This window comes from Paenibacillus naphthalenovorans (assembly GCF_900099895.1).
Lineage (GTDB): Bacteria > Bacillota > Bacilli > Paenibacillales > NBRC-103111 > Paenibacillus_G > Paenibacillus_G naphthalenovorans.
The window spans coordinates 1-14107 of the sequence record NZ_FNDY01000045.1 but is presented as its reverse complement, the minus strand read 5'-3'; the positions used below and the strand labels follow the sequence as shown (position 1 = coordinate 14107).

14 protein-coding genes are annotated in these 14107 nt (G+C 53.8%); all 14 read left to right on the top strand.

Annotated features, from left to right (window positions below; all coding sequences use genetic code 11):
• The first annotated feature begins 75 nt into the window (after positions 1 to 75).
• Positions 76 to 1137 (top strand): ABC transporter ATP-binding protein, encoded by a 1062-nt coding sequence (locus BLT35_RS24265; RefSeq protein WP_062409922.1) that lies wholly within the window; start codon positions 76 to 78, stop codon positions 1135 to 1137.
• Positions 1130 to 1924, top strand: a complete 795-nt coding sequence (locus BLT35_RS24260) for an ABC transporter permease (RefSeq protein WP_062409921.1) — start codon at positions 1130 to 1132, stop codon at positions 1922 to 1924. The genes BLT35_RS24265 and BLT35_RS24260 overlap by 8 nt, the downstream gene beginning before the upstream one ends.
• Before the next feature lie 7 nt (positions 1925 to 1931).
• Complete coding sequence (locus BLT35_RS24255) at positions 1932 to 2717, top strand: ABC transporter permease (RefSeq protein ID WP_054820247.1); 786 nt, start codon at positions 1932 to 1934, stop codon at positions 2715 to 2717.
• 134 nt (positions 2718 to 2851) lie between these two features.
• The gene (gene bcp / locus BLT35_RS24250; protein WP_062409920.1) at positions 2852 to 3319 is read left to right on the top strand and encodes a thioredoxin-dependent thiol peroxidase; all 468 of its coding nucleotides are present in this window, start codon (positions 2852 to 2854) and stop codon (positions 3317 to 3319) included.
• Positions 3320 to 3802: 483 nt separating this feature from the next.
• On the top strand, positions 3803 to 5221 hold the full coding sequence (locus BLT35_RS24245; protein ID WP_074730019.1) for a polysaccharide deacetylase family protein: 1419 nt from the start codon (positions 3803 to 3805) through the stop codon (positions 5219 to 5221).
• Positions 5222 to 5330: 109 nt separating this feature from the next.
• Positions 5331 to 6305, top strand: a complete 975-nt coding sequence (locus BLT35_RS24240; protein ID WP_062409919.1) for an AAA family ATPase — start codon at positions 5331 to 5333, stop codon at positions 6303 to 6305.
• Between the two features lie 287 nt (positions 6306 to 6592).
• Positions 6593 to 7609, top strand: coding sequence for a DUF58 domain-containing protein (locus tag BLT35_RS24235; RefSeq protein WP_254777663.1), 1017 nt, complete (start codon positions 6593 to 6595; stop codon positions 7607 to 7609).
• Entirely contained in the window at positions 7590 to 9983 is a 2394-nt protein-coding gene (locus BLT35_RS24230) for a transglutaminase-like domain-containing protein (protein WP_074730017.1), read from the top strand. The genes BLT35_RS24235 and BLT35_RS24230 overlap by 20 nt, the downstream gene beginning before the upstream one ends.
• 197 nt (positions 9984 to 10180) lie before the next feature.
• On the top strand, positions 10181 to 11719 hold the full coding sequence (gene guaA / locus BLT35_RS24225) for a glutamine-hydrolyzing GMP synthase (RefSeq protein ID WP_062409916.1): 1539 nt from the start codon (positions 10181 to 10183) through the stop codon (positions 11717 to 11719).
• A gap of 159 nt (positions 11720 to 11878) precedes the next feature.
• Positions 11879 to 12073 (top strand): hypothetical protein, encoded by a 195-nt coding sequence (locus tag BLT35_RS27710; RefSeq protein WP_054820335.1) that lies wholly within the window; start codon positions 11879 to 11881, stop codon positions 12071 to 12073.
• Between the two features lie 69 nt (positions 12074 to 12142).
• Positions 12143 to 12838, top strand: coding sequence for a tyrosine-type recombinase/integrase (locus BLT35_RS24220; RefSeq protein ID WP_254777662.1), 696 nt, complete (start codon positions 12143 to 12145; stop codon positions 12836 to 12838).
• Positions 12831 to 13064: a hypothetical protein gene (locus BLT35_RS24215; protein WP_074730016.1), complete on the top strand. Its 234-nt coding sequence runs from the start codon at positions 12831 to 12833 to the stop codon at positions 13062 to 13064. Before BLT35_RS24220 ends, BLT35_RS24215 begins: the two co-directional genes overlap by 8 nt.
• A gap of 44 nt (positions 13065 to 13108) precedes the next feature.
• Entirely contained in the window at positions 13109 to 13534 is a 426-nt protein-coding gene (locus BLT35_RS24210) for a hypothetical protein (protein WP_074730015.1), read from the top strand.
• Positions 13531 to 13842, top strand: a complete 312-nt coding sequence (locus tag BLT35_RS24205; RefSeq protein WP_074730014.1) for a hypothetical protein — start codon at positions 13531 to 13533, stop codon at positions 13840 to 13842. Before BLT35_RS24210 ends, BLT35_RS24205 begins: the two co-directional genes overlap by 4 nt.
• Positions 13843 to 14107: the final 265 nt, after the last annotated feature.

Genomic DNA, 14107 nt, shown 5'->3' with positions numbered 1-14107 from the left:
ATTACAATTCATTATAAAAGGTTTCGAGCCATCCCTGCAAGCTTCGGCATTTTTTGACAGGAGGAATGATGTGCCATGCGTTGGGCCATCGATGTTCATGAGCTCCGCAAGGAGTTTAAGGTGCAAAAGAACCGCGAAGGCTTAAAAGGAGCGATTCGCGATTTATTTAACAGGGAATACCATCAGGTCAGGGCTGTCAAGGATATCAGCTTTCAAATCCCCCAAGGGGAAATTTGCGGCTATATCGGGGAGAACGGGGCCGGTAAATCGACCACGATCAAGATGCTTACCGGTATTCTTGTTCCGACCTCGGGCGACATTCGGGTGAACGGCTACATTCCTTATAAGGAACGAGAAAAGTTTGTCCGCGGTATCGGAGTCGTGTTCGGCCAACGCAGCCAGCTTTGGTGGGATATCGGCGTGATTGAGTCGTTCGAGCTGCTTAAGAAGGTGTATCGTGTCTCAGACAGCGACTACCGGGCCAGGCTTGATGAACTGGTAGACCGGCTGAAGCTCGGTGAACTGCTGAACCGGCCGGTACGCAAGCTAAGCCTCGGGCAGCGGATGCGCTGCGAGCTGGCGGCGTCGTTGATTCATAATCCGCAAATCCTGTTTCTGGACGAGCCGACCATTGGACTGGATATTGTGGTGAAAACCGAAATTCGCGAATTTTTGAAGTCGCTGAACAAGCGGTACGGCACGACGATTCTGCTGACCACCCATGATCTTCAGGATATTGAAGCGCTTTGCTCAAGGGTCATTATGCTGGATGACGGGAGGATTATCTATGACGGCGGCCTGGAAGAGCTGAAGGAGCGCTGGGGCAAAGGCAAGGAAGTCATCCTGCGGTTCGCCGAGCCGGTGGCGCTGGAGCGCTTGAAGGCATTGACCCGCGGCCTGGAAGTGAATTGGTCGCTGGATAACGAGCTGACGGCCAGAGTATGGATCCCGCAGCAGCTGACCGGCGTCTCGGACGTATTGGCCCGCGTCGTCGGTGCTATGAATATCGAAGATATCAAGATTGTCGAAACGAACACCGACGACATCGTGCGTGAAATTTACAAAACGGGTTCAAGCGACGTCAAACGGCAGGCTCAGGAAGAGCCGGATGAACGGGAAGTGACCCTTCATGTATAGCGCTTATTTGGATATCATCCGCATCCGTTTTCTTATGATGCTTGCCTACCGGGTCAATTATTACAGCGGAATTATTATTTATGCCATTAATATTGGCGCCTACTACTTTTTATGGAAGGCGATTTACGGATCGAAGGAGCTGCTGGGCGGGATGACCGTCACCCAGATGACCACTTATGTGGCCGTTTCCTGGATGGCGCGGGCGTTTTATTTTAATAACCTGGATCGGGAAATCGCCAATGAAATCAAAGACGGCAGCGTAGCCATTCAGTTTATCCGTCCTTACAATTATATTATTGTCAAAATGATGCAGGGTCTCGGTGAAGGCTTGTTTCGCCTGCTGCTGTTTTCTGTTCCGGGAATGGTGCTCGTTTCCTTGCTGTTTCCCGTCAGCCTGCCGACCGACCCGCAGGTTTGGCTTGTTTTTTTGATCATGCTGTTTTTCAGCTTTTTGATCAATTCCCAAATCAATATCATTACCGGCTTGTGCGCGTTTTTTCTTGAAAATAATGAAGGCCTGATGCGCATGAAACGGGTGGCCGTCGACTTGTTCTCCGGCCTGGTGGTGCCGATCTCGTTCTTTCCCGGGTGGGCGGAAGGAGTGATGAAGCTGCTTCCGTTCCCGGCCATCACTTATTTGCCCGGTTCCGTCTTTACAGGAAAGGTGACCGGCAGTGCGGTATACGGCGTGTTCGCCACACAGATCCTGTGGTTCCTGCTGCTCATCCTTCCGCTGCTAATACTCTGGCGCAGCGCGCGGTCGCGCCTGTTCGTGCAGGGGGGATGAGTGCCATATGTTCTATGCAGGACTGCTGATCAATTATTTTAAAAACTACATGAAAACCCGGCTGACCTACCGTTCCGATTTCTGGATGGAGGTCGTATCCGATCTGTTGTTTAACGGATTGAATCTCTTTTTCATTTTGGTCGTGTTTCAGCATACGGCTGCGATCGGCGAATGGAACCAGCAGCAAATTTTATTTATCTACGGTTATTTTATGGTGCCCTATGGCCTGTTTATTACCTTTTTCAACCTATGGGGCTTCAGCGAACGGTATATTGTCAAAGGGGAAATGGACCGGATTTTGACGCGGCCGGCACACAATCTGGTGCAGCTGATGCTGGAAAATATGGATCCGTCGTCTTTGTTCAACGCATTGGTCGGGTTGATCATCATGGGCTACTCCTGGAGCCGGCTCGATCTTGGACTGATGTGGTATGATCCGTTCGTATTTATCCTGTTGGTTGCAGGTTCGATCATGATCTACGGGGGAATCTATATTTTCTTCACTTCGCTGTCGTTCTTCTCGGATTCGCCGACCGGCATCACGCCGATGCTGTGGAATCTGCAAAACTACGGCAGATACCCGGTGACCATTTACAACCGGCTGATCAATATCATGCTGACCTGGGTGCTGCCGTTCGGGTTTGTAGGTTTTTATCCCGCGGCTTATTTCCTGGATCGGGCCAATTGGGGGTCGTTCGCTTTACTGACGCCGCTTGTAGGCGCCGTCTTCTTGACCATCGGGCTGACCGTATGGAATTACGGAGTGAAGCGGTATCGTGGAGCGGGATCATAAGCTTTTGTTGGGGCAGGCTAACGGACTAAAGCAGTCGGCCTGCCTTCCTTAATAAATGGATCGAGGGTGTGCTTGTTGAGTATGCCCTGCCAAGACTGTATAATGCTTGTATAAATTGTAAGGAGGAGGCATTCATGTCATCTATCGAAGTGGGACAAATCGTCCCCGATTTTACACTCCAAGCCGGCGGCGGAAAAAGGGTGTCGCTGAAGCAATTCCGTGGCCGCAAGGTCGTTATTTACTTTTACCCCAAAGATATGACGCCGACGTGTACGGAAGAGTCGTGTCATTTTCGCGATTATAACGATCAGTTCAGGCAGTTAAACGTGGAGGTGATCGGCATTAGCCCCGACGATCCGAAATCTCATGAGAAATTTGCGGCGAAGCACGAGCTGCCTTTTTTGCTGCTTTCCGATCCGGATCATGCGGTATGTGAGCAGTTCGGGGTATGGACCCTTAAGAAAATGTACGGCAAAGAATACATGGGGGTTGAACGATCCACGTTCCTGATCGACGAAGAAGGCAGGCTGGTAAAAGAATGGCGCAAGGTCAAAGTGAAAGGTCATGTGGAGCAGGTGCTGGAGGCTGTGAAGGCGTTATAAGCCATTGTTCCGTAAAGCGAACAGACCTTATTGAATCTCTTACGGCTCGGCTATTGTCCCCGGAGTATGGGGAGAACCTTCATAGGGCAGATTTCTCAACTCCATGTTCTCCCTGCTTACGTTTTTCACCCCAATCTTTCCTATATAACGGTCAACCGCGTATGTTTTCTCTACTTTATGCTTTTGTGACATGTAAATTTACATATATATCATTTTTACACAAAACACCGCAAAGCCCATGAATCAGGTTTTGCGGTGTTCTGGTATATGGCGAAAAATCGATTCCCGTTATGCGGGACGGCCCGGTTTGTTCAATAAAAATGTGTATCGACAAGGATAAATCTGGAATAGAATATAAACGTGGAAGGTTTGGTAAGTTTGATTATATATAGTAATTAGTAAGGATAAATATACATAATTCGGGCGCTTCTCCCATATAGTCTATTAACGCCACTTTTAATAGATTGTACGGAGGGATTGCTCATGATGCGCGGAATATGTGCTTTTGGCTGCAGCAGACTTGTACCTGTTATTTTACGGATGCTTTGTTTGATGCTGTTGTTTGCGGTCTTTCCGAATACGGCATGGGCTGTGCCCTGCAGTATGGGGGAAGAAGAGGCTGTATTTGCGCAGCTGCAAGCAGGGAAACGGATGGAAGCCGAAAAAACGTATTCCGTGCCGGCGGACCCGACGGTATACTTGACCTTTGATGACGGACCAAGCCAGCTGACGCCCAAGGTACTGGATATTTTGCAGGCCGAGGGGGTTCAGGCGACCTTCTTTGTGCTGGGGGAACAGGCGGAACAGAGACCTGAATTGGTGCGCCGGATCGTGAAGGAAGGACATGTCCTGGGCAATCATACTTATAATCATAAATATAAGGAGCTTTACTCCGATTTCAGTGTATTTTGGGATCAGGTGCAAAAGACGGAGAAGGTGCTGGCGGACCAAACGGGGGAGCGAACACGTTTATTGCGTGCGCCCGGCGGGACGTTCGGCCATTTTGACGCGTTCTACTATCATTATTTGAGTCTGGCGGGGTACGAGGTGTATGACTGGAACATCGACAGTGAGGATGCGCGTCGGCCCGGCATGACGGCGGAGAGCATCTATCGTACGGTGGAGAAGGGTCCCTTCCGTCATGAATTGATCGTTCTGATGCACGATGGCCCGGGCCATGAGGAGAGCGTAAAAGCGCTGCCGCGGATCATTCGGCTGTTTAAAGAAAAAGGCTATGCGTTTGCTACGCTTTCTTCCAGCGTGAAGCCGGTCCAGTTCTCCCTTGGCAAGCAGAAGTGGCCGCGTACCGTAAGCAGGGAGAAGTATGAACAAATGGTTGCGGCCGCAAGGGAGCATGGGAAATTGTGGTCTGATCTCCCGAATATTCGTCAGGCTCCGCAAACGATGATTGCCGCTGAGGGAGCCGTACCGGGGCCGGAGCGGCTTCGGCTGCAGACAGGAGGGACCGCTGTCAGTCTGGCAAAGTCGGAAATGATTTATCGGGACGGGTATTATCTGGTTCCGATTCGGAAGCTGTCCTCCTTGATGGGCGGTACGGTGGAGTGGAAAGAACAGGACAGGACCGCTGCCGTGACCAGGGGGCTTTATCAGGTGGAGTACGATTTTGCGCAAAGGGAGCTCCGCGTGATAAATCCGGCTGGAGCGCTGCAGACGATTTCACTGCCCGAAATGGAAGTGCGGGATGGCGTGCTGTACGTTCCACTGCGCAAGACGCTGGAGCTGTTCGGCGGCCGGGTGACGGCTTACCTTGCCGAGGCTGAGCCGGGAACGGCGGAAGTGCGAATCTCTCTCTCGGGACCATACGGAAGCTGGTGGGGAATCTATCAACAGCTGAAAGAGACGGCTGGATTGTCTAAACACTCTGAAACCCGGACATACTAGAAACATAGAGTGCAAGACGGGGAGTCCGGCGTTGACAGCAGAAAGGATAGGGCTGTAACCGCTTCTGGAGCGTTTCCGGCTTGCCGAAACTTTCGGGAGGTTTTGAGAGATGACGACGCCCTCAGTTCAACCGGATTCGCCGGATACGGTATTGGAACGCATTGTGTATCAAGTCGAAAAGGTCATCGTAGGCAAACGGAACGTGATCGAGAAGCTGCTTGTGGCGCTGCTCTGCGGCGGACATGTCCTGCTGGAGGACGTGCCCGGCGTCGGCAAAACGATGCTCGTGCGCGCACTTGCCAGAACGATAGACAGCCGGTTCAAGCGTATTCAATGCACACCGGATTTGCTGCCGTCCGATTTGACGGGAGTCTCGGTCTATAACCAAAGGACCGCCGAGTTTGAATATCGTCCCGGACCGCTGCTGGCCAATATCATTCTGGCCGACGAGCTCAACCGGACTTCGCCCCGGACCCAGGCGGCTATGCTGGAGGCCATGGAGGAGAAGCGAGTGACGGTCGACGGGACGACATATCCGCTGCCGGAGCCGTTTTTTATTCTGGCGACGCAAAATCCCGTCGATTTCGAAGGGACGTTCCCGCTGCCGGAGGCGCAGTTGGACCGCTTTTTATTAAAGCTTCATCTCGGTTATCCTGACGCTCGGGATGAGGTAGAGATGCTCAACCGGATGGAAGATGCGTTTCCGCTGTCGCGCATCCGTACCGTTATTCTTCAGGAGGAGTTTACGGCACTGCAAAAAGAAGTTCGTACGGTCCATGTCGACGAGACGATCAAGCAATATATTGTGGGGTTGACGACAGCTACGAGACAACATCCGGACGTGACGCTCGGAGCCAGTCCGCGGGCATCGATTGCGCTGATGCGGGCCTCTCAGGCCCAGGCTTTCCTGCAGGGCAGAAGGTATGTCATTCCGGACGATGTCAAGGAGCTGAGCGTGCCTGTCCTTGCGCACCGGTTGATGCTGTCGTCCTCCGCCCTGTTTGGGGGACTGACCGCGGAAGCGGTTATTGATGCGGTGGTCTCCGCAGCGCCGGTCCCGGTCCGCAGGCATGCGGCTGGTTGAGAAGGGCGGCGGATGCAGTGATGCGCGGCGCAATCGTTCTGTTGGGTATGATCGGCCTTCTGGGGGCCTCAGGGTGGTGGGCGATGTCCTGGGGCGGCAGAACGGCATGGTTTCTGGTTTATGTTTCGTTATCTTTGCTCATGTACGCTGTGCTTGTGTATGCGTCGTTAAAGCGGGGCATCCGGGTGGAGCGGGAGGGCCGCGGTCCGGGAGCAGGATGGGGCTTGGAGCGCCCTGGAGGAGAAGAGCTCAGGGAACGGCTCCGTATCCTTGCAGGAGAGTCTCCGGTGCTTTCTTACCGGTTGACGGCTTCGGGGGTCCTGCCCGGGGTCTGGCTGATGCTGGAGGAGCGCTGGGTCCATGAGGGTACGGGCGAGCGCATGACGCTGCGCGGTGCGAGCGCGGCGGGATTCGGCCGCACCACGGTGGTGCGCTGCGGCCTCCAGGCCCCCGGTCGCGGGGTGTATGTGCGCGAGGCGCTGATCGTTCGCGCCAGCGACGCCTTCGGTCTCCTGCGTGTAGAGCGCAGGAGCGGCGGCGGGGGGCAGCTGTGGGTGCTGCCCCGGGTGGGGGCTGTGGCTGCGGAGCCGGGCGCGGGCCCGGATGGGACGCGTCCGCCGGTACGGCAGCCGCAGGCTTGGACGGCCGCGGCGCAGGTGAGCGGCACTCGGCCTTATGCGCCGGGGGATCCGCTGAGGCGGATCCACTGGCGCAGCACCGCGCGCACGGGCGAGCTGCGCGCGAAGGAGACGGAGCTGCCCGCCGCCGTGCGGCAGCTCGTGGTGTTGGACGCGGCCGGAGCCGGGGAGAGCACGGGAGCCGCCCTGTGGGCGGATCCTGCGCTGGCGGCGGCGGTGGAGGCCGCGGCGGGTATTGCCCGGCGAGGGCTCGAGCTGGGCGGGCGCGTGCGCCTTGCCGTCAGCGACGGGCAAGGGAGTGTAGCCGAAGCGCAGGGACGGGAGCGCTTCGGCGAGCTGCTGCAGCTGCTGGCTGCGGTGCCGCGGGGCGGCGCCCGCCCCGAAGCCTTCGCCGCGCTCGCGCTGCGCGAATCCCGGCAGGCCGGCGTCGGAGCGGTCACGCTCGTCACGGCCCGCGCCGACGCGCAGCTGGCTGCGGCCTTGCGCCTGCTGCCGCGGGGCGCCGCGCGCGTTGTCTTCGTGCACGGGCCGGGAGCGCTTCCCGGGCCCGTGCACGCGTGGAAGCGGCAGCTCGAGTCGCTCGGCTGCCGCGTGACGCTGGCGCCGGCGAATGGTCCGGCCGCGCCGCCGAAGGGAGGTGCCGGCCATGCCTTATCCGGCACCTGATCCAGCCGCGGCCCGGCAAGCCTCCGCCCCCGCGTCGTGGGCGGCCGATGCGGCGCTCAGCGGGCTGATGCTCCTGCTGCTGCTGGAATGGCTCTATCCGCTGCGCCGGCTCGCGGATATCACCGAGGTGACCTCCATCGCTCCTTTTGCGGTCACCTTTGTGTTCCTGGCAGCCGTAGATACGCTTCGTTTGCCCGGCTGGGTCCTATGGCTGTTCAAGACACTGTGGATCCTCGGGATAACGGCTTGGCTGCACAATGGGCAAGCGGTTCCTTCCCTGGAGTGGTGGGCGGATTTCGGCCGCGAGCTGTGGATGGATGCGGCGGAGGGCCTGGAAGGCAATCTGGCGGCATGGGAACCGGCTACGCGGACCCTGTTGTTTATGACGGGGTGGGCTTTTTTCATCTCCGTACTTCAAACGTTTGTACTGGAGCGGCGGCAGATCCTGTGGTTTTGGGGGATGACGATCCTCTTTTTGGCTTTCGTTCAATTGTTTTTCACCATCGACATGTTCCCGGCCGTTTTGCGCTGCACGGGAGTCAGCCTGCTGCTTCAAGGGCTGCTTCAGCAGGGAAGATGGTATGATTGGCGTTTGGAGGCGGCCGCCGATGGTTTCTCTAAAGCCCGGGTGCCTGAGGCGCGGGATGCTGCGCTGAAGAGCTCCGCCGCACCGCTGGCCGGTCTGCTTCTGACCGCAGCCTGCATGGCTGTGGGCTGGCTTGGCACGCTGCTGCATCCGCAAGAGATGCGCGAGCTTGACTGGTCCCGGTACATCCGGGAATTCGAAGAGCGGTTCCACAGCGAGGCCTGGAACCAAAGGCATGCCGCGGTCATGGCGAACACCGGACGAACGGGCTACGGCTCGGACGATACCCGGCTCGGACAGCCGCTGCAGCCTGACCAAAGCCCTGCCTTTATCGCCGTGACCCCAAGGCTTACCTATTGGCGGGGAGAAGCCAAGAGTTATTATACCGGGCAGGGTTGGACCCAGCCGGATAGCCTGATGGTGCAGTACTTGGCCGATCCCCCGGGATGGGATCCGGATGCTCCCGCGGAGAATGCGTACTATGTGCCCGTTAGGCAAACGATCCGGATCCAGGATGAAGGGCTGAACCACCAACTGTTTGCCGGAGGCGAGCTCATCCGGGTGCAATTTCTGCAATCGGCCGGAGGACAGCCGATTCCCGTGAATTTGGTCTGGAGACAGTTGTGGTCGGAGCGGATCATGATTCCGGTTATGACGGATCCTTTAGCCGAATATGAGATCGAGTCGCTGGTCCCTGCGGACCGAACGGCTCTTCAAGCTTTGTTAAACGAAGTGGATCCTTTCTATCCTCCCGAGATCGAAGAGCGGTTTCTGCAGCTGCCTGATTCGCTTCCGGAGCGGGTGAAGCAGCTGGCTGCGGGCATCGCGGGCGGGGAGTCCTCTCCTTACGCCAAAGCGGAGGCTATTGAGCGCTACCTTCGTGAACATTACACTTACAGTCTTCATGAGACTAGAGCGGTGCAGGAAAAGGAAGATGCGGCGGACCGGTTCTTGTTCGAGCAAAAAACCGGCTACTGCGACCACTTTTCCACCGCCATGGTGGTGCTTCTCCGCTCCGTCGGCGTACCTGCCCGGTGGGTCAAGGGGTTTACGCCCGGCGAGGTTTTGGCGGTCGACGGGGAGGCCGGCAGCGAGCGGTATACCGTACAGGTGCGGCAAAACCATGCGCATTCCTGGGCGGAAGTATATTTTCCTTCTGTCGGGTGGGTTCCTTTCGAGCCGACTCCCGCATCCGGCGGAGCCGGCAGTGAGGGAACGGCCGCATCCCCCGCGGCGGCAGCGCCTCCGGAAAGCGGCGGCGGGGTCTGGGAGCGGACGCTTCACGGAGTTGACTCCCTGCTGTCCGCGGCACGCGCGGTTTATGGCGGCTTGTCCACAGCTTTCAACGCGCTTTGGGCATCCATCCGCATGCTGCTGTCCACACCGGGGATAAGCTTATGGGGGAAGTTATCCCTGGGGATCGCTGCTGCGGGAATAGCGGCTCTTATGCTGCTTATCCACATGTGGACAAAAAAAGCCGGCACGCCCGCCTCATCTTCGGACTCAATCTCTATCGCCGTTCACAGCTGGCGCCGCGCGGCTCTGCTGCGCTTGGGCGAGCGGATGTGGCGTCGTCTGCAGCGCTCGTACGGGCGTGCGCTGCCGTCGATGACCCTCCGTGAGTACGCGAGTTCCCGCCGCTGCCGCACCGAAACGCAGCGCATCGCCTTGCTCCGGCTGACTGAGCAGCTGGAGACGCTGCATTACGCCGATCCGGACCATCGGGACACGGTCGTGACGCGCCACACGCTTGCCGAAGCCTGGCGTCGCCTGAAGCAAAGCCTGTAACCAAGAAGCTCCGGTTCCGGAGCGGAATGGACGCAGGCTTTTTTTCCCTGCTTTTGAAAGCTTGAGGTAAGGCAGAGACATGTTTGTCCACGTTTTGACACGACTTTTGGAGGACAGGCATTGCCCTTTAACCGGCGTAAGCTTATAATTAGGTTCATTGAAAAAGGAACGATACAAGCAGGAGGAACCTATTTATCATGGAAAAACCTAATGAAATTATTGTGGTGCTCGACTTCGGAGGACAGTACAACCAGCTGATCGCGCGCCGGATCCGCGACTTGGGCGTGTACAGCGAGCTGCTGCCTTACAATACCCCGGTTGACAAAATCCGCGAGCTGCAGCCCAAAGGCATCGTCTTCTCGGGCGGTCCCGCCAGCGTGTACGGGGAGGAGTCCCCGCTGGTGGATCCTGCCGTTTACGGGCTTGGCGTGCCGATCTTGGGCATTTGCTACGGCATGCAGATGATGGCTCATCAGCTGCAAGGCAAGGTGGAGCCGGCTTCGAAACGGGAATACGGCAAGGCGGAGGTTGATTTTGCTGACTCTTGCGGTCTTGTGCACGGTCTTGACAAGAAACAGACGGTTTGGATGAGCCACAGCGATCTTGTTGTGCAGCCGCCGGAAGGGTTCGTGGTGGATGCGAGCACCGAGCATGCGCCGATCGCGGCAATGAGCCATCCGGACAAAAAAATGTTCGCCGTCCAATTCCACCCGGAAGTGCGGCACTCGGTCTACGGCAATGAAATGATTCGCAATTTCCTGTTCCATATCTGCGGCTGTGAAGGAACCTGGAGCATGGAAACCTTCATTGAAGATGCGGTGCGCGATATCCGCGAGCAGGTGGGCGACCAGAAGGTGCTTTGCGCGCTGAGCGGCGGCGTGGATTCTTCCGTCGTAGCGATGCTGATCCATAAAGCGGTCGGCGATCAGCTGACCTGTATGTTTATTGATCACGGCCTGCTTCGCAAAGGGGAAGCGGAGAGCGTTATGGATACGTTCGTCGGCAAATTTGATATGAAAGTCGTCAAAATCGACGCCCGTGAGCGGTTCCTCAAAAAATTGAGCGGTGTGGACGATCCGGAGCAAAAACGGAAAATCATCGGCAATGAGTTTATCCGCGTATTTGAAGAAGAATCGGCGCGGTTCGACGATTTCGCTTTTCTCGCGCAGGGCACGCTGTACACGGATATCGTGGAAAGCGGTACGGCTACGGCGCAAACGATCAAGTCGCACCATAACGTAGGCGGCCTGCCGGAAGATATGAAGTTCAAGCTGGTGGAGCCGTTAAAGGCGCTGTTCAAGGACGAGGTGCGCAAGGTCGGCGAAGAGTGCGGCCTGCCGGCGGAGATCGTATGGCGCCAGCCATTCCCGGGTCCGGGACTTGCGATTCGCGTGCTTGGCGAGGTGACGGAAGAGAAGCTGGAGATTGTGCGCGAATCCGATGCGATTCTCCGCGATGAAATCGCCAAAGCCGGGCTTGACCGTGAAATTTGGCAGTACTTTACCGCACTGCCTAACATGAAGAGCGTCGGTGTCATGGGCGACGCGCGCACGTATTCCTACACGGTAGGCATCCGGGCCGTCACGTCGATCGACGGCATGACGGCGGACTGGGCGCGCATTCCGTGGGATGTGCTTGAGAAAATCTCGACCCGCATCGTGAACGAAGTCAATAACGTCAACCGCGTGGTGTACGATATTACTTCCAAACCGCCGGCGACGATCGAGTGGGAGTAAACGGGATAAATTCAACGCCGTCAATCGCTTGGAAGCCTTGATACACAAGGGTTTCCAGCGTTGGCGGTATTGAAAGTTCGAGTTCACCTGCAACAATAGAGTGCAAAAAATTACTCTCTTTTATCTGCGTTGTTTAGCAAATAGAAGGGAGTATTTTTTATGACAAAAATCCATGAGTTGATTGAAGATTTCAAGCTTAACCAAGAAATTTTGGGTAGGGAAAAGAGATACGTTGATCTTTGTGTGTTCCGCTTGAACAGGTGGCAAAGGTTTACGGTTAAAGAGTTGGGTGTTTCTGAGGTTGAAGAAGTGACACAGCTTCATATCAAGAAATACATACAGGAACGTCAATGAGTCGGAAGGGAAGTCAACAGAACGATCAATAACAACATAGCCACGTTAAAAGTGTTTTTCCAATACTTGGTGAGTGAGGAGTTTATTGATGAGCAAAGTAACCCCATGCGGAGGATTAAGAACCTAAAAGAAGAAAAGACGGTCATTGTCACGTTCAATGATGATGAGGTGTCGCGGATTATCAATGACCTCAAAGAAGAGACTTATTCCAATGTACGCGATAAGCTTATTCTTATCATGCTCTTTGACACGGGTATAAGGGTTTCTGAGCTATGCAACATCAAGAATGATGATATTGTTCGGAGGCACATTCTGATTCACGGAAAAGGCTCTAAACAACGTCTGGTGTACATTAGCAATATCATGCGGAAGTACATGAGAAAGTATGAGGTATTAAAACAGGAAAGGTTCAAGAAAAGGCTACAGGATGAAATCGAGGATTACTACTTCCTAGACCAATCTGCTGTTCGGTTGTCCCGCTCCCGTATTAATAAGATACTGAAAGAACATTGCAGGAATGCAGGAATTAGAAAGGAAGTCCGATGTTCCCCGCATGATTGTAGGCATTATTTCGCTCAGAAGCAATTGAGGAACGGGATAGACATTTACAGTTTGAGCAGGTTAATGGGGCATTTTGATACGCAAGTAACCTCAAAGTATTTAAGGGGATTGGAACAGGAGGATATTCTACAGATTGGTCGGTTGCATAGTCCTCTAAATGGAGTGAAAATAAAACAGGTTCAATGGAGGGGGCAAAATGACTAGACTCTACATAGAGCTTGATGATGCCACTACCCAACGCTTAATACAGATCGCTCAGCGCCATTGTAAGCTTGCTTTAGAGTATTCTAAGGAAAATACCTATCCAGAACGTAGAGAAGCCATACAAGCCGAAATTGGGCGTCTAAGGGCACAAAGAGATGCCCTGTTAGAGTCCTTCAAGCAGGAGGGCGTACAGGAAATTAACGATACACGTGGAAAGTTTTACTAATACATGGTATTCTTTATACTGCAAGTAAAAGGGAGGGAAGGTCTTTGGTTAAAAGGGAACTTTTATATGCAGATGATATGATAGCTTTGTTAAGCGATCATCCTGTAAGTATCAAAGCGATAGACCATTTCCTGTCTCTATATAGCTCGAAATCACAGTACAGAAGTGCAATACATGATCTTCTGTTTAACGAAACTGAGAAACTTGATGTTACAAAATTGACATATGATGATTACAAAAGACACCTACCTGAGACCCAAGATGAATTTAATACCCAACAAAGTTATAAAAATAGATTTTTCCAATTCCTATACGCAATGGATTACTTAGAAGATGTGACTGGTTTTAATACGGATATACATATGCACAAAGCGAAGCTAATTAAAGAATTTTCTAAAGAAATAGAAAAAAATCTAACGAGAGTTCGAAAGAGCAAGAGAAGTCTCTTACAACAAGAGAAATACTCATGATTCAAAATATTATTGATAGTGAATCTACAAAGCACGAGACATTGAAAATGCAGTTTTGTTGGTATGCAATATTTGAATTGGGTTTACCAATAGATGAAGTTAGAAAGAATATCACGGGTGACAGTTACTCAGACGGTGCAGGGAAGAAGGCTTATATGCGTGAGTTGATTGCTGAAATGAATGAATTACTGGAATCTTTATCAGATGACCTCAACGTAACAGTGCGGTACATTGGCAATCAGAAGAACCAGAACATCTTTCACAAAGCAAGCCATAACTCAGCAAGAAGGGCAATTGGGAAGAAGTGATTGAAAGTTAAAAATCCGTTCTATGACGCTCTCATATAATATAATACATATGACTAAAAGTAAAAATAAATGATCTGATGCTACATACTTAATATTATATAAGGGTGGAGTAGGACGGATTTTAAATTCAATGTTGTAACCGTCAAGACCTTTTGAACAATTTTCGCTAATTAGTTGCTCCTGAAAAAGTCGATTTTCAAAAATAGTTTCGGGTTGCTGGCTGGGTTGTGAGGGGGAACTTTCCCTAATGATCGGTTTCCATGTT